Annotated in this window: 19 protein-coding genes; 14 read left to right on the forward strand and 5 right to left on the reverse strand. The window is 56.5% G+C overall.

Going from position 1 to position 16,592, the window contains the following annotated elements:
* Positions 1-78: 78 nt before the first annotated feature.
* The 5 genes from GOX61_RS01400 (at position 79) to GOX61_RS01420 (ending at position 5,243) form a co-directional block, all read left to right on the forward strand.
* Complete coding sequence (locus GOX61_RS01400; protein WP_170330693.1) at positions 79-756, forward strand: orotate phosphoribosyltransferase; 678 nt, start codon at positions 79-81, stop codon at positions 754-756.
* Positions 757-958: 202 nt separating this feature from the next.
* Complete coding sequence (locus GOX61_RS01405) at positions 959-2,449, forward strand: replicative DNA helicase (protein ID WP_170330694.1); 1,491 nt, start codon at positions 959-961, stop codon at positions 2,447-2,449.
* A gap of 237 nt (positions 2,450-2,686) precedes the next feature.
* A complete protein-coding gene (alr, locus tag GOX61_RS01410; protein ID WP_170330696.1) occupies positions 2,687-3,721 on the forward strand; it encodes an alanine racemase in 1,035 nt (344 codons plus the stop codon).
* A complete protein-coding gene (locus GOX61_RS01415) occupies positions 3,718-4,500 on the forward strand; it encodes an MlaE family ABC transporter permease (RefSeq protein ID WP_155150618.1) in 783 nt (260 codons plus the stop codon). The genes alr and GOX61_RS01415 overlap by 4 nt, the downstream gene beginning before the upstream one ends.
* Positions 4,497-5,243 (forward strand): ABC transporter ATP-binding protein, encoded by a 747-nt coding sequence (locus GOX61_RS01420; RefSeq protein ID WP_170330698.1) that lies wholly within the window; start codon positions 4,497-4,499, stop codon positions 5,241-5,243. Before GOX61_RS01415 ends, GOX61_RS01420 begins: the two co-directional genes overlap by 4 nt.
* On the opposite strand, the gene GOX61_RS01425 is transcribed toward GOX61_RS01420, so the two are convergent.
* The gene (locus GOX61_RS01425) at positions 5,240-5,653 is read right to left on the reverse strand and encodes a hypothetical protein (protein WP_170330700.1); all 414 of its coding nucleotides are present in this window, start codon (positions 5,651-5,653) and stop codon (positions 5,240-5,242) included. The two genes, GOX61_RS01420 and GOX61_RS01425, sit on opposite strands and share 4 nt — an antisense overlap.
* Positions 5,654-5,779: 126 nt before the next feature.
* On the opposite strand from GOX61_RS01425, the gene GOX61_RS01430 reads away from it, so the two are divergent.
* The 7 genes from GOX61_RS01430 to GOX61_RS01460 all read left to right on the forward strand — a co-directional run bounded on the left by GOX61_RS01430 (position 5,780) and on the right by GOX61_RS01460 (position 12,740).
* Positions 5,780-6,232, forward strand: a complete 453-nt coding sequence (locus tag GOX61_RS01430; RefSeq protein WP_155150627.1) for a paraquat-inducible protein A — start codon at positions 5,780-5,782, stop codon at positions 6,230-6,232.
* 256 nt (positions 6,233-6,488) lie between these two features.
* Complete coding sequence (locus GOX61_RS01435; protein ID WP_254436714.1) at positions 6,489-7,166, forward strand: DNA repair protein; 678 nt, start codon at positions 6,489-6,491, stop codon at positions 7,164-7,166.
* Positions 7,167-7,298: 132 nt separating this feature from the next.
* Positions 7,299-8,663 carry a DNA repair protein RadA gene (gene radA, locus GOX61_RS01440; RefSeq protein ID WP_170330704.1) on the forward strand — a complete coding sequence of 455 codons (1,365 nt, stop codon included), beginning with the start codon at positions 7,299-7,301 and terminating at the stop codon, positions 8,661-8,663.
* 41 nt (positions 8,664-8,704) lie between these two features.
* On the forward strand, positions 8,705-9,325 hold the full coding sequence (locus tag GOX61_RS01445) for a CvpA family protein (protein ID WP_170330706.1): 621 nt from the start codon (positions 8,705-8,707) through the stop codon (positions 9,323-9,325).
* A gap of 666 nt (positions 9,326-9,991) precedes the next feature.
* Positions 9,992-11,515, forward strand: a complete 1,524-nt coding sequence (purF, locus tag GOX61_RS01450; protein ID WP_155150639.1) for an amidophosphoribosyltransferase — start codon at positions 9,992-9,994, stop codon at positions 11,513-11,515.
* A 289-nt stretch (positions 11,516-11,804) separates the two neighbouring features.
* Positions 11,805-12,053 carry a hypothetical protein gene (locus tag GOX61_RS01455; protein WP_170330708.1) on the forward strand — a complete coding sequence of 83 codons (249 nt, stop codon included), beginning with the start codon at positions 11,805-11,807 and terminating at the stop codon, positions 12,051-12,053.
* Between the two features lie 42 nt (positions 12,054-12,095).
* Positions 12,096-12,740: an SDR family NAD(P)-dependent oxidoreductase gene (locus GOX61_RS01460; RefSeq protein ID WP_170330710.1), complete on the forward strand. Its 645-nt coding sequence runs from the start codon at positions 12,096-12,098 to the stop codon at positions 12,738-12,740.
* Positions 12,741-12,793: 53 nt separating this feature from the next.
* Here GOX61_RS01460 and GOX61_RS01465 read toward each other — a convergent pair whose 3' ends face one another.
* From GOX61_RS01465 to GOX61_RS01480, 4 genes are all read right to left on the reverse strand, one after another.
* Positions 12,794-13,636 (reverse strand): ATP-binding protein, encoded by an 843-nt coding sequence (locus tag GOX61_RS01465; RefSeq protein WP_170330713.1) that lies wholly within the window; start codon positions 13,634-13,636, stop codon positions 12,794-12,796.
* A gap of 117 nt (positions 13,637-13,753) precedes the next feature.
* On the reverse strand, positions 13,754-14,635 hold the full coding sequence (gene tatC / locus GOX61_RS01470) for a twin-arginine translocase subunit TatC (RefSeq protein ID WP_170330715.1): 882 nt from the start codon (positions 14,633-14,635) through the stop codon (positions 13,754-13,756).
* Positions 14,632-15,090: a Sec-independent protein translocase protein TatB gene (gene tatB / locus GOX61_RS01475; protein ID WP_170330717.1), complete on the reverse strand. Its 459-nt coding sequence runs from the start codon at positions 15,088-15,090 to the stop codon at positions 14,632-14,634. The genes tatC and tatB overlap by 4 nt, the downstream gene beginning before the upstream one ends.
* A gap of 6 nt (positions 15,091-15,096) precedes the next feature.
* A complete protein-coding gene (locus GOX61_RS01480) occupies positions 15,097-15,312 on the reverse strand; it encodes a twin-arginine translocase TatA/TatE family subunit (RefSeq protein WP_155150653.1) in 216 nt (71 codons plus the stop codon).
* A 221-nt stretch (positions 15,313-15,533) separates the two neighbouring features.
* Here GOX61_RS01480 and GOX61_RS01485 point away from each other — a divergent pair, with 221 nt between their 5' ends.
* Complete coding sequence (locus GOX61_RS01485) at positions 15,534-15,839, forward strand: hypothetical protein (protein WP_170330719.1); 306 nt, start codon at positions 15,534-15,536, stop codon at positions 15,837-15,839.
* A 30-nt stretch (positions 15,840-15,869) separates the two neighbouring features.
* Positions 15,870-16,541 carry a helix-turn-helix transcriptional regulator gene (locus GOX61_RS01490; RefSeq protein ID WP_170330721.1) on the forward strand — a complete coding sequence of 224 codons (672 nt, stop codon included), beginning with the start codon at positions 15,870-15,872 and terminating at the stop codon, positions 16,539-16,541.
* The last annotated feature ends 51 nt before the right edge of the window (positions 16,542-16,592 follow it).

Raw genomic sequence — 16,592 nt, forward strand, 5'->3', positions numbered from 1 at the left:
TTTGCGCCGAACCCTCTCGACACCACCTGCAAGGACAGGCTATCAGCCCGCAACGCCATTTAGCCCAGAGGTCTTGCCATGATCCCCAGTTCATTTCCCGATAGCACCGAAATCGCCCGCCTGACCGCGCGGATGTTGCTGGAGATCAAGGCCGTACATTTCAATTCGCGTGAGCCGTTCACGCTGGCCTCGGGCCTGCCAAGCCCAACCTACATTGATTGCCGCAAACTGATCTCGTTCCCGCGCATTCGATCGACACTGATGGATTTTCTGACCGTCACAGTCATGCGTGATGCTGGGTTTGAGGCTTTCGATAACGTTGCAGGCGGTGAAACCGCAGGCATTCCTTTTGGCGCACTGGTTGCAGAACGCATGGCACTACCGATGACCTATGTGCGTAAAAAACCAAAAGGTTATGGCCGCAACGCACGGATCGAGGGCGAGATGAGCGAAGGTCAACGTGTCTTGCTGGTCGAGGACCTGACCACCGATGGCGGCTCGAAATTGTCCTTTGTTGATGCGATCCGTGAAACCGGCGCGACCTGCGGCCATACCGCAGTAATCTTCTACTACGGCATCTTCCCGGAAACCGAAAAGACACTTGGCGATCACGGGGTGAAGTTGCACCACCTTTGCACATGGTGGGATGTGTTGGCCGAGGCAAAAGCACAAGGCGCCTTCGATCAGGAAACGCTGGATGGCGTCGAGGTGTTCCTGAACGATCCGCGTGGCTGGCAGGAAGCACACAAGGGCTGACGCTGCGAAAACTGTTTACCGATCGGAAACACTGATCTTTAAAACAGACATTAGCATACAATATGTTGACGCCCTGCCCCGTCATACTTCAATATAATGGGGCAGCGAGATATGCACAGCATATCCCCAGAAAACATACAATTTGCCCCGACTCGCGGGGCCGGGCTATGGACTCTGTCCCAAGGGGATGGTGAGAGCAGCAATGAACGAGATCAGCAGTATCGAGCAGGCGGCAGCTCAGATTCAGAATGCCGAAACCATGCCGCATTCCATCGAGGCCGAGCAGCAGCTTCTGGGTGCGATCCTGACCAATAACGATCTGTATGACCGTGTCGCTTCGATCATCGGTTCCGAACATTTCTATGACCCGGTGCATGCCCGTATTTATGAAGTCGCAGCTAACCGGATTGCAAAAAACGCTCTCGCCTCGCCCGTGACACTCAAGTCATTCATGGCCGAGGATGAAGGCCTGAAAGAACTCGGCGGTCCGGCCTATCTGGTTAAGCTGGCTGGCGCCTCAATCAGCGCCTTTGCGGTGCACGACTACGCCCAGATGATCTATGATCTGGCGATCCGGCGCGAGCTGATCCGCCTTGGTCGGGACATCTCGGACAAGGCGGCGCGGGTTGATGTATCGAGCGAGCCAAAAGAACAGATCGTCGAGGCTGAACAGCAGCTTTATCAACTGTCCGAACAAGGGCAGACCGAACAAGGTTTTCAATCTTTCCTCAAAGCGGTCACAGAAGCCGTCAACGTTACCAATGAGGCTTATCAGCGTGGGGGCGGGATGGCCGGCATCTCGACCGGTCTGACCGATCTGGACAAGCAACTGGGTGGGTTGCATCCATCGGACCTGATCATTCTGGCCGGCCGTCCCTCTATGGGTAAAACCTCGCTTGCGACCAACGTGGCGTTTAACGTGGCCAAGGCTTACAAGCGAGGTCAAAAGTCTGACGGCAGCGAAGGCGCAATCGATGGCGGTGTCGTGGGCTTTTTCTCGTTGGAGATGAGCGCGGAACAGCTTGCGGGTCGTGTTCTGGCCGAAGCCTCCGAAATCTCCTCTCACAAAATCCGTCAGGGTGACATGACCGAGGCCGAGTTCCGCCGGTTCGTGGACGCCGCTAAAGAGCTCGAGGCATGCCCTCTGTTCATCGACGACACCCCTGCACTGCCCATCTCACAGCTAGCCGCGCGGGCGCGGCGATTGAAGCGGACGCACGGGCTGGATCTTCTGGTGATCGACTATCTGCAGCTTTGCCGCGGTATGTCCGACAACCGGGTCAACGAGATCGCCGAAATTTCGATGGGTATGAAAGCCATCGCAAAGGAGCTGAACATTCCCGTCATCGCCCTGTCTCAGCTCAGCCGTCAGGTTGAAAGCCGCGATGATAAACGCCCACAACTGTCTGACCTGCGGGAATCAGGCTCGATCGAACAGGACGCCGACGTCGTGATGTTCGTGTTCCGCGAGGAATACTACAAGGAACGCGAAAAGCCCGGCGATCACGAGTTGGAAAAGATGGAAGAGTGGAAGCAGGCCATGGAACGTCTGCACGGCAAGGCCGAGGTCATCGTGGGCAAACAGCGTCATGGTCCCATCGGTACGGTCGAGCTTTCCTTCGAGGCCCAGTTCACGCGCTTTGGCAATCTGGTCAAACCCTGGCAGCAAGACGGTCAGATCGAAGGATACTGACGAGGCACGCTTGGCCTGCCCCCTGCGTAAACGATGCGTCACAGGGGGCAGGTTTGATCCTTGAACCAACACAATCAAATACCTGCAGATTTTCTCCGCGTTCACGGACGAATTCCCTGCTTTACTTGCCGGTTTTTCAGCAAATCCAGCCATATGTCGCTTATACCGCAGGTGATCCACGCAAGTTTCAGGTTATTCCCCCTTGACCTCGTCCTTCCCGATGTCATGAACAGTGCCATGAGTACTGCACGTTTGACGATCAATCTTCAGGCGCTTGCCAGCAACTGGCGGGCGCTAGACGCAAAAACGGATGTCGAAACCGGCGCCGTGGTCAAGGCCGATGCCTACGGTCTGGGCGCAGGCCCTGTTGCCAATGCCCTGGCCGAAGAAGGCGTTCGGAAGTTCTTTGTTGCTGCGGCCGAAGAAGGTGCCGATGTACGCGAGGCCGTGGGCCCGGGTCCGACGATCTGCGTCTTTTCCGGCCACATGGAAGGCGACACCGATCTGCTGCGTGCACATGACCTGACTCCACTGATCAATTCGCCCGAACAGTTCCAGCGACATGTTGAGGCACTGCCTGATCACGCTTTGGGCATTCAGCTCGACAGCGGCATGAACCGGTTGGGGCTCGAGCCCACCGATTGGGCGGAACTGCGCCCAAGGGCCGAGGCGCTGAACCCCGTGGTCGTGATGTCTCATCTGGCGTGCTCGGACGAGCCGGATCACCCGATGAACCGTCAACAGCTCGAGACCTTCCGCGGGATGACCGAAGGTGTCACTGCACCCAGATCGCTTGCTGCCACCGGGGGAACCCTGTTGGGGTCTGAGTTCCACTTTGAATTCTGCAGACCCGGGATCGGGTTGTATGGTGGTATGCCGTTCGCCGGTGCCAAGCCGGTCGTGACCGTCGATCTTCCGGTCATACAGGTGCGTGATGTCGAAGTGGGTGAAACCGTTGGTTACGGCAACAGCTGGACTGCCCGACGCCCATCTCGCATTGCGACCGTTTCTGCAGGCTATGCTGACGGCTTGCACCGCGCCATAGGCGGTGGCATCGATACCTTTTCGGGCGATCAGCCCTGCCCGGTCGTCGGTCGCATTTCGATGGACCTGATCACTGTCGATGTCACTGACCTGCCCCACACGCCAGAACGCCTGCGTATTTTGAACGGCCATCAGACCATCGATGATCTGGCCGAAGCGGCCGGTACGATCGGTTATGAAATCCTGACTTCGATGGGCAGCCGTTATTCCCGGGGCTACGTGGAATGAACCCTCTGAGCTTGCTTGGAGGTCTGGGACGAGCAGTGCTCAATATGCTCGCCGCCTTTGGCAGAGTGGCCCTGTTCGCACTGGATGCGATCTCACATGTCTTTCGGCCACCCTTCTATCCACGCGAGTTCGGTATCGCACTACTGAACATCGGCTGGCTGTCTCTTCCGGTTGTCGGACTGACCGCTATCTTCACCGGCGGTGCACTCGCGCTGCAGATTTATGCGGGCGGCGCTCGTTTTAACGCCGAGGCCGTTGTGCCCCAGATCGTGGCCATAGGCATGGTGCGCGAACTTGGCCCTGTGTTGGTTGGCCTCATGATCGCTGCGCGTGTAACATCTTCTATCGCGGCCGAAATCGCGACAATGAAAGTGACCGAGCAGATTGATGCGCTTGTCACGCTTTCAACCCATCCGATGAAATACCTGACTGCCCCGCGCGTTCTGGCCGCGCTGATTACTGTCCCGGCACTGGTTGCCGTAGGTGACGTGATCGGAATCGCAGGTGGCTATGTGGTTGCGACCCAAAACCTTGGCTTCAATCCTGCGACCTACTTGCAGAATACCGTGAATTTTCTTGAGACGCGCGACATTGTCTCATCACTGGTCAAAGGCGCAGCATTCGGCCTGATCGCCGCGATCATGGGCTGCTACTACGGCATGACCTCAGGCCGTGGTGCACAAGGTGTTGGCCGCGCCACCAAAGGCTCGGTCGAGGCGGCCGCTGTTCTGATCCTGGCCGCCAACTTCGTTCTCACAGGGGTATTCTTCTCGCTATGATCCGGATGGAGAACGTACATAAGGCCTTTGGCGACAACCATGTCCTGCAGGGCATGAACCTTGAGATCTCCAAAGGTACCTCAATGGTTATCATCGGCGGTTCCGGCACCGGAAAATCAGTGGCTCTGAAATGTATCCTCGGGCTGATCAAACCTGACAGCGGCATGATCTATGTCGATGGTAAAGACGCCACCAAAGGCGACCGCGACGCGTTTCTGGCCCGGTTTGGAATGCTATTTCAAGGCGGTGCTTTGTTCGATTCCCTGCCCGTCTGGCAAAACGTCGCCTTCCGGCTGCTGCGCGGACCTATGAAACAGCCCGCCGAGTACGCGCGTGAGATCGCCATCGATAAACTTCGTCGCGTCGGCCTGCGGGCCAAGGTCGCCGATCTCTACCCCTCTGAGCTGTCAGGCGGCATGCAGAAACGCGTCGGCCTCGCCCGTGCAATCGCTGCCGAGCCTGAGATCATCTTTTTTGACGAACCAACCACGGGCCTCGACCCGATCATGTCCGGTGTCATCAATGACTTGATCCGAGAGATCGTGACCGAGATGGGTGCCACGGCAATGACCATCACCCACGACATGAGCTCGGTCCGCGCAATCGCCGATAACGTCGCGATGCTGCATGACGGCGTGATCCAATGGACCGGCCCGGTCGGACAGATGGATGCGTCAGGTGATCCCTATCTGGAACAATTTATCAGTGGAAGTGCCGAAGGGCCGATTGAGGCAGTGCGTTAGTCACGATTTTCGGTGGTACGGTCTGCCTTCATTCTATCGTAGGCTCTTTGCCCATAATCCACACGTAATAGATACTGACCGGATACTCCCACAAACTCAGGTGTTTCTATCCGTAGAACATTGAAAACCTGAATCAAATGAGTACCCGATACTGGAATATAGTCCGGGTCCTGCCCCGAAAGCCGATTGTAAACGCGCCCTCCAAGCCAACCACCCCGACGACGCGCACGATCAGCCTCGTAAAGCCTGAAATGCAAAACGCCGAAGAGCTGCTCACTATCCAGTGGCAGCCGGTCGACTGCTGCACCAATTGACGAGTACGCCACGGACAGCCCCGACGTAACTGCATCCGATACACCGCGACTGGTAGCCGATGGACCTTTGATGATCTTGATAATGGGGTTTCTCATTTAACCTCAAGGTGTTCTGCCTTTCTCTGTCCCGGTCTAAGGTAGAGATGCACCAAAACCCATCAAAAACTTGAATGGTCTCATGTGCCTGACTAGGTTCGGAACCTGTTTCCTACGGATATTAAAATGACCCTTCGCCTCATCACCCTGTCCCTGCTGATCCTCTACCCCATCGCGTGGTTTGCCCCACTCATGCGCGCGGGTTTGCTCCCGATTTTCGGCCTCAGCGAGATCAGCGTGATCACCGGCCTGCAGTCCCTATGGCACTCGGATGTGTTCCTCGCGCTCGTCGTCACCGCCTTCGCTCTCTTTGCGCCTTATCTCAAAACCATCGGTACAGCGCTGATCCAGTGGAACCTGTTGGACCCGCGTGTACAGCCCGCATTGCACATCCTCGGCAAACTTGCGATGGCCGATATTTTCCTTATTGCTCTGTACATTACGCTGGCCAAGGGCATCTCGTATGCGACCATCGAAACAGCATGGGGTTTGTATCTGTTTACAGGCTGTATTCTGGCCTCGATCGCATTGGGTCACATTACCGAAGTGCAACTTAAATCACGAAATTCTCAGACCTAATTGATTGAAAACATTAATTTGAGTATCATGTTTAATATTCGAGCAGCTAAGTTTTGTTAGTTTACGGGTCCGCAGCGGATCGTCGTTTGTGTTAGATGGTATCTCCGCCTCGGGTCCGGTCTAAGCCGGTTTCGAAAGGAGATGGACTATTATGGCCGCCCTCCACAATATCACATTGCAATTTCAAAATGTTTTCTTACGCTTAACTTTTATTCTTATCTGTGCCGCCGCCCTATTCGCGGTGTTTGCAACCCTGATGTCAGCAGCGGGCGTTTGGCCGTGGTTGTCAATGCAGGCTGCCATCGGAAACAACCCTGCAATTGATGCAGGACCCTATTTCCAAGTTGGATTGACCTGCCTGATTCTCATGCTGGCCTTCTACCTGCCTTCAAGTGCGCGCATGATGGCGCTTGAGAGCACGCACCGAAAGTTCTCGCTCAACATGCAGGATATCGTAGATGCCTACCGCGTTGCGCATGCCTCTGACCGCAGCGGCGTTTTTGCGCTCGCGTCCGAATTCGATGCGGTCAAGGAAAGGATGCACTTTCTGCGCGATCATCCCGACCTTCAGGCAATGGAGCCCGAAATTCTGGAGCTTGCAGCACAGATGAGTCAGGTCAGCCACGAACTGGCCGAAACGTATGGAGAAGCAAAGGTCAAACGAGCGCGTGGCTTCCTGCAGCAACGTCAGGAAGAGGTTGAGCTGTTCCAGCAGCGGATAGAGGACGCTCAGACCATCCTGCACGAACTGCGGCAATGGACCCGTGACATCGAAATCGAGGAATCGATCGCCAAATCACAACTGACACGGCTGAGAGATGAGCTATTCGAACTTTTGCCAGAGCTCTCGGCGCAACTGCAAACCCCGCCTGACGACAGCGATCCCAGCGCATCCAGCGTTATCGCGATGTCGCCACCGCGGGCAGCTGAATAACCACTCACCCCGGCGCGTCAGCGCCTGTCGCAGAGGATGGCCTTAAGAGTCTGACGACGCGGCACTCCAGCGGCGGTAATGATTGCCCACAAGGGCTTGAAGAACCGCCCAACCTCGGGCACCAAAGGCCGCATGGTAAAGACGACTTCTTTCTCCTGCTCGGCCTGTGGTGCCACGCATACCCGTTGGTCCGGGCGATGCGATGCCTGCGGCGAATGGAACACCATCACGCAGGACGCACCACTCTCCACAGGACCGGCCAAGAAATCTCTGGGCGGCAAGCGCGGTCAGTCCATAGTTCTGTCCGACCTGTCGACCGAAGAAACACCCCCACCCCGCACACTCTGCGGTGTCGAAGAACTCGATCGCGTACTTGGCGGTGGTCTTGTCCCGGCCTCAGCGCTTTTGGTTGGCGGTGATCCGGGTATCGGCAAATCCACTCTTCTACTACAAGCGGCAGCACGGTTTGCCCGGACCGGTTTGAAAACCATCTATGTCTCGGGTGAGGAAGCCAGCGCGCAGGTTCGTATGCGCGCCCGTCGCCTTGGCCTCGAAGACGCACCTGTCCAACTGGCGGCAGAAACAAACCTGCGCGACATCCTCACGACTTTGGAAGCCGAAAAACCGGGTCTGGCCATCATCGACTCGATTCAGACTATGTGGGCCGACAATGTCGATAGTGCGCCGGGATCGGTGTCCCAGGTCCGCGCCGCAGCACATGAGCTGACATCGTTCGCCAAACGTCATGGCGTGTCGATCATCATGGTCGGGCATGTGACAAAAGAAGGTCAGATCGCCGGCCCGCGCGTGGTTGAACACATGGTCGATACCGTCCTTTACTTCGAAGGCGAGCGTGGCCATCAGTTTCGCATCCTGCGCGCGGTCAAGAACCGTTTCGGCCCCGCCGATGAGATCGGCGTGTTCGAGATGACGGGCAAAGGTCTGGCGCAGGTCACCAACCCTTCAGCGTTGTTTCTGTCGGAAAGGGGCAAACCCAGCCCAGGTTCAGCAGTGTTTGCCGGTATCGAAGGCACGCGCCCTGTGCTGGTCGAACTGCAGGCCCTTGTTTCTCCTTCCCCTCATTCACAACCCCGCCGCACTGTCGTCGGCTGGGACAGTGGCCGTTTGGCGATGATCCTGGCCGTGCTCGAAGCGCGCTGTGGCATCCCGTTTGCAGGCCTAGATGTCTATCTGAACGTCGCAGGCGGCTTGAAAGTCAGTGAACCTGCGGCCGATCTGGCGGTCGCCGCCGCGTTGCTGAGTGCCCGAGAAGACACAGCCCTGCCCGCAGATACCGTTGTTTTCGGAGAAATCTCGTTATCTGGGGCACTTAGACCGGCCCCGCAGACCGAAAATAGGTTGAAAGAAGCGCAAAAACTTGGTTTCACATCGGCAATTGCTCCGGCAGGTGGCAAAACCGGCACTGTGGCAGGTCTGACACTCACCCGACCCAGTGATTTGGTTGGGTTTGTTGGCGAAACCTTCGGAGCAGGTTAAGATCGCGCCTCGAGGGGCAGAAAAAAGAACAGGCGAGGGCCATGGAAGGTTTTACAATAATTGACGGGGTGGTTGCCCTGATCATCGTGCTGTCGGGCATACTAGCCTATTCGCGCGGTTTCATGCGCGAGGTTCTGGCCATCGCTGGCTGGGTTGCGGCCGCCATTCTGGCCTTTATCTTCGCGCCGCAGGCCGTTCCTTTAGTCAAAGAGGTTCCGGTTGTCGGAGAGTTCCTGCGCGACAGCTGCGAACTGTCTGTCATCACTGGCTTTGCTGCAGTGTTTGCGATTGCTCTGATCGTGGTCAGCATCTTTACGCCACTGTTTTCATCGCTCGTGCAACGTTCAGCACTGGGCGGTCTGGATCAGGCACTGGGCTTCTTCTTCGGTATCGCGCGCGGCATCCTGCTCGTTGCCATCGCCTTCTTCGTCTACGACACCGTTATGACCGGCCAGTCCTACACGATCGTTGATGAGAGCCGTTCGGCGAAGGTCTTTGAACAGTTCAGCGACCGGATCGAAGAGCAGAACCCCGAGGCCGCTCTGGGTTGGGTTACATCTCAGTACGAAGAGTTGGTTGCAAGCTGCACCGCAGACTCGGGCAGCTCGGAAGATACAAGCAACACCGAGAACACTGGAAGCACCGAAGGCACCGGCAACTAAGCTGACCAAATCTAGAATTCAGGTAAAAGCCCGGTCGAAACCGGGCTTTTTTTGTTGCTGATGAGCAAAAAACTTGAACTGTCAGGAAAACCCCTCGCCACCGCACACTGCACATCGAGTCGATTTTAAGCCAAAGCACCCGTCACATCGGCTATATTCCGGCTTTCCAAACACATCTCTGCTTTTGACGACCTCGCCAGCACCATTGCAGATTGGGCAAGGCGCACGGCCCATGCCACGGCACCGGTGACAACGACGTTTTGCCTGCTCTTCTTTCTTAGAACCCTGCTTATGTTGCCACATACGCTTTACCCATCCGAAACCTCGATTTCTGTTATCGCTCGGAACTTTTATCATCACAGCATATATGTCTGATCATGTCACCTGTATTGGCCTGGATGCTCAAAATCAGCCTGCGGCAAAACGCGAGTGTGATCCTTTGATGACAGCGGCGACATTAGGCATTATGTGGAAGCCAGACCGCCACGGAATCGGAGCTACCGATCTTGTTCTTTCTGTTTTCCTTCGTGATCGCCGCTGCGCTGCTAGCGCATATGGCATCAGGAAAAGCAGTACCTGCGCGAATGAAAATCCGCGTTCATCAGAACCATTCCGCGGCACGAAGTACCCTCTACGTTAAAACGTCATAGAAATTGGAGCCCGTACATGTGTGGGATTTTGGGGATCGCAAGCAGGACGCATGATGTCTTTGCGGAAATCTATGACGGGCTGCTGATGCTGCAGCACCGGGGTCAGGACGCCTCGGGCATCGTCACCTACAACGGCGAGTTCTTTCGCGAGAAAAAGGCCAATGGTCTGGTCAAGGATGTCTTCAACGCACAGGATGCCGAGACGCTGTCGGGTAAGATCGGAATTGGTCATGTGCGCTATCCCACTGCAGGATCGCTCAGCGCGGCCGAGGCGCAGCCGTTCTTCGTGAACGCGCCTTATGGGATCTACCTCGTCCACAACGGCAACATCACCAACACTGCTGAACAACGCGAGAAGGTCACGGGCAAATACAGCCGCCACCTGCGCACCACATCGGATTCCGAAATCCTGTTGAATGTACTTGCCGATAAGGTGGCAGACGCAATTAAGGTGAACGGCAACTCCGATCCGATCCGCAACATCTTTGCTGGTGTAAAGATGACGATGGAACGGGTTCAGGGCGCCTATTCGGTGATCTGTCTGATTGCGGGCGTGGGTATGCTGGCCTTCCGTGATCCGTATGGCATCCGCCCCCTGTCAGTTGCCAAGCGCGTGGCCGAAGGGCAAGGCGACGATTACGCCTTTGCCTCGGAAGACGTTGCATTCGGCATCAATGGTTTCGACAAGCTGCGCGATCTGCGCGCTGGCGAGGCGATCCTGATTGATCTGGACGGCAACATGCACGAATTTCAAGCGGTCGAAGGCAAGCTCACCCCCTGCATCTTTGAATATGTCTACCTCGCGCGCCCGGATTCACTTCTGGACGGTGTGTCGGTCTACAAGACCCAGATGCGTATGGGTCAAACACTGGCCAAGCAGATTCAGGAGTCCGGACTTGAAATTGACCGGATCATCCCGGTGCCCGACAGTGCTCGTCCTGTGGCGCTTGAGGCGGCAAAGATCACTGGCATCCCTTATCGCGAGGGTCTGGTAAAGAACCGCTATGTGGGCCGAACCTTCATCATGCCAGGTCAGGCCGAGCGGCAAAAATCTGTCCGGCGCAAGCTTAATGCGGTTCCGCTGGAGTTCGATGGGCACAATGTTCTGCTGATCGACGATTCCATTGTGCGCGGCAATACGATCAAGAAAATCGTGCAGATGTGCCGCGAGGCCGGAGCGAAAAAGGTTTATATCGCCAGCGCATCGCCGCCGGTGAAATACCCTAATGTCTACGGCATCGACATGCCCACCAAGCATGAGCTGGTCGCCAATGGCAAAGAGATCGAGGAAATCCGCGAAGAGCTGGGCGCTGACGCGCTGTTCTATCAAAATCTCGATGATCTGATCTGGGCCGCCAAGGAAGGCAATCCCGAGATCGAGCAATTCGACTGCTCCTGCTTTGATGGCAACTATATCACGGGCAGCGTCAGCGAGGATTATCTGGATAGCCTGGAAAACAGCAGCCGCGTCAGCAAAAAGCGCGAAGACATGCAGGTCGTCGGAGGGTCCTGGAACTCGGCGAAGCTCGCTTCGGGGTAAACAAGACCGGGCAGCGCAACACCGCTGCCCCGGCGAATCAGTTCTGCATTAGTGGCGCATCAGGCGCACATTGTTCGCTCTTGCGGGGCCATACCGCCTGTTCACTGGTGAGTTTTCGCCTACAACCAGCCGGTGAACGATCTGCGATTGCAAAGGCTTCGTCAGACCGGTTTTGCACCCACGTTTTCGTGACGCAGTGGCATACTTCAATTTAAACGATCGATTTGATAGCCCGCGTGCCACCAACCGCTCACAACAAAGGGGTCGGGTTCTTTCCTGACCGCGATCTATGTCAAACGCCACTGTTAAAAGTGCGGCCACTAAAAAGGGCGCGCTCAAGAAGAACTCCGTATCGGTGCTCGGCGTATTTGGACCCAAGGCCAATATGCGCGCCCTGATGCGACTGTCGTCGGGACGGGTCAAAGAGGTCAAACCGGGTAGCCGCGTCGCCTCGGGGACCGTAGTTGCCATCGATGAAGACGGCGTCATGCTGCGACAAAGCGGCCAGACCAAGCGGATCGCCATCCCCGGCGGCTGATCTCGGCTTGACGACCCGTGCGCAGGGGTTCAAACCGCTCCCATGACCGATCAGACCAAAATTGCCCTCATCACAGGGGCCTCTCGCGGATTGGGTGCAGCACTGGCCGAAGCGCTGGCGCCCGAGTATCACATCGTCGCTGTCGCCCGCACCACTGGCGGGTTGGAAGAGCTTGACGACCGCATTCAGGCCAAAGGCGGCAGCGCCACTTTGGCTCCGATGGATGTTACCGATCCCGATGCCATGGCAACGCTGTGCCGCGGAATTCACGACCGTTGGGGTAAGGTGGATCTGTGGCTGCATACCGCTATCCACACTTCAGCTTTGACGCCCGCGCATTTCGTCGACCCGAAAGAGTGGACTAAGGCGATAAACACGAACGCAAACGCGACTTCGGTTTTGATCCCCTACATCGCCCCCCTTCTTGGCGAAGCTGGCCATGCCGTGTTCTTTGATGATCCGAAGGCTGGCGAGAAGTTCTATGGCATCTATGGTGCCACCAAGGCTGCTCAGATGGCTCTGGCGCGGAGCTGGGCAACCGAAACCGAGCGCACGGGCCCTCGCGTTTCCATCATAGAGCCTGCACCGATGCCAACAGCAGTTCGTGCACGTTTTCACCCTGGTGAAGACCGCGAAGCGCTGACGGCCACCGCAGATGAAGCGGCACGCATTCTAACTCTTCTTTGAATTCTCTCTATTGAGAAAGCGAAACGGCGCCCTCAAAATCCGGGCGCCGTTTTTTATGCGATGTGCACCCCTGTCCGTCCGGCCAGATCCACAAAGAACTGCCATGCTACACGGCCTGAGCGCGATCCGCGCGTTGCCTGCCATTCAATAGCCTCGGCGCGCAGCGTTTCGGCATCGACCGTAACGCCATAAGCGGCACAATACCGGTCGATCATCGCCAGATACTCATCCTGATCACACGGATGGAAGCCCAGCCACAGGCCGAACCGGTCCGACAGCGAGACTTTCTCCTCGACCGCCTCGGATGGGTTGATCGCGCTGGAGCGTTCATTTTCGATCATGTCCCGCGGCATGAGGTGCCGGCGATTTGAAGTGGCATAAAACACCACATTCTCGGGGCGTCCTTCGATACCCCCATCCAGAACCGCCTTGAGCGACTTGTAGTGCTGGTCATCGTGGCTGAACGACAGGTCGTCACAAAACAGAATGAAACGGTGTGGCGCGGCACGCAGGTGGTTTAGCAGGCGCGCGACCGAGCTCATGTCTTCACGCTGCAGCTCCACCAGCTTCAGATCAGGATGTTCGTCCTGCAATGTGCCGTGCACGGCTTTTACGAGGCTGGATTTCCCCATTCCCCGTGCGCCCCATAGCAGCGCGTTGTTGGCCTTGTAGCCAGCTGCAAACCGGCGGGTGTTATCCAGCAATGTGTCGCGAGACCGGTTGATGCCCACCAGCAAGTCCAGATCGACGCGGTTAACCTGTTCGACCGGTTCCAGTCTGTCCGGTTCAACCTGCCAGACAAAAGCCGGTGCTGCATTGAAATCAGGGGCTGCCAATGGTGCTGGCGCCATACGCTCAAGTGCATCTGCGATACGGTTCAGGGCTTGGTCGTCCATCGGCTCCTCCGGGTATTCCGCAGGTTTTCAATCATGTTCCGCCTCGCGCAACAAGAGCCGCACATGAAAAAGGCGCGCCAAACTTGGACGCGCCTTATCCCTGGTTGTATCTGCAGATTACTTGGTATCTTCGTAATCCTGCATCATCTCTTCATCTGCCTCGGCCTCATCATCATCGTAGTAGCCGTCAGCACGCAGCTGCTCTTCACGCTTCTTCTCAACACGCGCGACAAGGAAGATCGAAATCTCGTAGAGACCGTAGACCACGATGAACAGGATGATCTGAGTAATCACGTCCGGCGGCGTAACGATCGCTGCAAGAACCAAGATCCCCACAACCGCATATTTGCGTACGGCGCCCAAACCTTCGGCGCTCACCAGCCCTGCCTTGCCCATAAGGGTCAAAAGAACCGGCAATTGGAAGCAAAGGCCAAATGCGACGATGAACTTGATGGTCAGGTTCAGATATTCCTGCGCCGAGCCTTGGAAAACCACGCTAAGTGGCGCCGCAGCGGTGCCATCAACGACAGCTTCACCCTCGGTTCCGAACTGCTGGAAGCCCAGGAAAAAGTCATAGGCAAGCGGAGTGACAACATAGAAGGCAAAGCTTGCACCCAGAAGGAACATGAACGGCGATGCCACCATAAATGGCAGAAACGCGTTCTTTTCAGACCGGTAAAGCCCCGGTGCCACAAAGCGCCACATCTGCATCCCGATATACGGAAACGCCAGAATGAAACCGCCCAGCAACGAAACTTTGATCGCAACAAAGAAGCCTTCCTGCGGCGAGATGAAGATCAAGCCACAGTCCTGACCGCGTTCTGTCAGAACCTCACACAAGGGTTGCGTCAGAAAGTTGAAGATCGGCGTGGCCACCGAAAAGCAGATGATCATGCCGATCAGAAACGCCACGACGCAGTGAATCAGCCGCGTGCGTAATTCTGCCAGATGTTCGATCAATGGGGCCGAGGAATCCTCGATCTCGTCGGTCTTGGTCATGTCTTGCTTTCAGTATTCAGCGCAGCTTCGGCCTCTTCAGCCTTAGCCAACGCTTCGGCAGCTTCTTTGGCTTTCCGCTCGGCAGCAGCGCGAGCGGTCGACGCCTGAATCTTCTTGGCCTGTTCAGCTCGTTCAGCAGCCAGTTTTCCCGTCTCGCTTTCAGGGTCGAACTTGGTCGGATCAATGCTCTTCGCCATGTCCTGCGCAGCGTTTTTGACACCGTCCATGGCTGTATTCATCGGGTTGGTGGCGGCTTTGATGCCCTTCTGAATCTCACTCACACCGGCTTCGTCAGCGGCTTGATTCATCGCATTGCTGAACTCGCGCGCCATTCCGCGGGCCTTGCCAATCCAACGACCGGCATTGCGAAAAAGCACCGGCAGGTCCTTTGGCCCCACCACGATCAAGGCGACGATGCCGATGACCAGAAGCTCGGTCCAGCCCAGATCAAACATGGCCGATCAGACCTTGTCTTTGTCGGTCTCGGGCGTGACGTCCTTGGCCAGCTCGGACGCATCCTGTTCGATTTCTTCCGAACCTTCCTTGATGCCTTTCTTGAACGAAGTGATCCCTTTGCCAACTTCGCCCATCAGCGAACTGATCTTGCCACGACCAAACAGCACGAGAACAACAACAGCAATAAGCAGGATGCCTGGAAGGCCGATATTGTTGAGCATGTCTCTTCTCCTTATGCGTCGACGCGATACGCGCCGGATATTCGATTTCGCATCGTGTTTACGCCTTGTGAGCTGTCCACAAAAGACAAGCAGAACGGTTTGGCGATCAAAATCACGGTAAATCTACGAATTTGAGGGGGTCGCTTTTCTCAACTGACAGGTTTATGTCAGTTGCAGGTGACTAGGACTACGACATCGAAACCTAGTCAATGGAGATCCAAATGACGCATGTCGCAGAAATCGTAACCTTCACGCTCGCCAATGGCACAACGCCGGAGGATTTCGTGAAACTCAGCCAGACCTCTGAGAGTTTTGTCAGGTCAGCACCGGGTTTCACCCATCGTCAGCTCAGTCAGGGCGAAGACGGCCGCTGGACCGATTATGTCATCTGGAAGGATATGAAAGCGGCGCAGGACGCAGCCACCCAATTCCCGCAACAGGATTTCGCACCGGCCCTGATCGCGGCGATCCAGCCCGACAGTATCCAGATGCGCCATGAGCATGTGCTATGGAATATGACTGCATGACGGTTGGCGCGGCGCAACAGGGTAAAGCCGATGCGCCGCACTGATCGATTGTTCGATATCATCCAGATCCTGCGCGACGGTAGACTGCATCGCGCACAGGACATCGCGGACCGGCTCGAGGTGTCGGTCCGCACGATTTATCGTGACATGGATACACTGGTTGCCTCGGGCGTACCGGTCGAGGGTGAGCGCGGTGTCGGGTACATGGTACGTGAACAGATCACCCTGCCCCCGCTTAACCTGACCCCCGCCGAACTGGAGGCGTTGAACCTCGGAATGGCAATCGTTGCCGAGGCCGCTGACCCCGATCTCAAAGCCGCCGCCGAGTCATTGGCTGACAAGATCGATGCCGTATTGCCTACTCAGGTGGTTGCCGAGGCTGATACCTGGAATTTTGCAGTCTACCCCTTTGCCGATGCGGCACGTGGTCTGGCGCATATGGCTCCAATCCGCGCAGCCATAAAGTCCCGGCAAAAACTTCATCTCTCGTATCGTCGGATCGATGGCGTCCTTACGGAACGGACCATCCGCCCACTGCATATGGAATATTGGGGCCGCGTCTGGACCCTGACCGCATGGTGCGAACTGCGCGCTGGTTTTCGGGTGTTCCGCATCGACCTGATCGAAACAGTCACACCCCTGCCCGAGATTTTTTCGGACGAGGCGGGCAAACGCCTGAGCGACTACGACCCAAACGCCTGACCAACCTCATCTTTTCAAAACTACTTCTGCCAGAGGCATGGCCCAAAACGG

The sequence above is a fragment of the Ruegeria arenilitoris genome (genome assembly GCF_013030265.1).
GTDB classification, from domain to species: Bacteria; Pseudomonadota; Alphaproteobacteria; order Rhodobacterales; family Rhodobacteraceae; genus Ruegeria; species Ruegeria arenilitoris_E.

Bases quoted from the DNA above. Each gene is read 5' to 3' on its own strand.
- GOX61_RS01400 (WP_170330693.1), top strand. From the start codon at position 79: ATGATCCCCAGTTCATTTCCCGATAGCACCGAAATCGCCCGCCTGACC.
- GOX61_RS01405 (WP_170330694.1), top strand. From the start codon at position 959: ATGAACGAGATCAGCAGTATCGAGCAGGCGGCAGCTCAGATTCAGAAT.
- alr (WP_170330696.1), top strand. From the start codon at position 2,687: ATGAGTACTGCACGTTTGACGATCAATCTTCAGGCGCTTGCCAGCAAC.
- GOX61_RS01415 (WP_155150618.1), top strand. From the start codon at position 3,718: ATGAACCCTCTGAGCTTGCTTGGAGGTCTGGGACGAGCAGTGCTCAAT.
- GOX61_RS01420 (WP_170330698.1), top strand. From the start codon at position 4,497: ATGATCCGGATGGAGAACGTACATAAGGCCTTTGGCGACAACCATGTC.
- GOX61_RS01425 (WP_170330700.1), bottom strand. From the start codon at position 5,653: ATGAGAAACCCCATTATCAAGATCATCAAAGGTCCATCGGCTACCAGT.
- GOX61_RS01430 (WP_155150627.1), top strand. From the start codon at position 5,780: ATGACCCTTCGCCTCATCACCCTGTCCCTGCTGATCCTCTACCCCATC.
- GOX61_RS01435 (WP_254436714.1), top strand. From the start codon at position 6,489: ATGTCAGCAGCGGGCGTTTGGCCGTGGTTGTCAATGCAGGCTGCCATC.
- radA (WP_170330704.1), top strand. From the start codon at position 7,299: ATGGTAAAGACGACTTCTTTCTCCTGCTCGGCCTGTGGTGCCACGCAT.
- GOX61_RS01445 (WP_170330706.1), top strand. From the start codon at position 8,705: ATGGAAGGTTTTACAATAATTGACGGGGTGGTTGCCCTGATCATCGTG.
- purF (WP_155150639.1), top strand. From the start codon at position 9,992: ATGTGTGGGATTTTGGGGATCGCAAGCAGGACGCATGATGTCTTTGCG.
- GOX61_RS01455 (WP_170330708.1), top strand. From the start codon at position 11,805: ATGTCAAACGCCACTGTTAAAAGTGCGGCCACTAAAAAGGGCGCGCTC.
- GOX61_RS01460 (WP_170330710.1), top strand. From the start codon at position 12,096: ATGACCGATCAGACCAAAATTGCCCTCATCACAGGGGCCTCTCGCGGA.
- GOX61_RS01465 (WP_170330713.1), bottom strand. From the start codon at position 13,636: ATGGACGACCAAGCCCTGAACCGTATCGCAGATGCACTTGAGCGTATG.
- tatC (WP_170330715.1), bottom strand. From the start codon at position 14,635: ATGACCAAGACCGACGAGATCGAGGATTCCTCGGCCCCATTGATCGAA.
- tatB (WP_170330717.1), bottom strand. From the start codon at position 15,090: ATGTTTGATCTGGGCTGGACCGAGCTTCTGGTCATCGGCATCGTCGCC.
- GOX61_RS01480 (WP_155150653.1), bottom strand. From the start codon at position 15,312: ATGCTCAACAATATCGGCCTTCCAGGCATCCTGCTTATTGCTGTTGTT.
- GOX61_RS01485 (WP_170330719.1), top strand. From the start codon at position 15,534: ATGACGCATGTCGCAGAAATCGTAACCTTCACGCTCGCCAATGGCACA.
- GOX61_RS01490 (WP_170330721.1), top strand. From the start codon at position 15,870: ATGCGCCGCACTGATCGATTGTTCGATATCATCCAGATCCTGCGCGAC.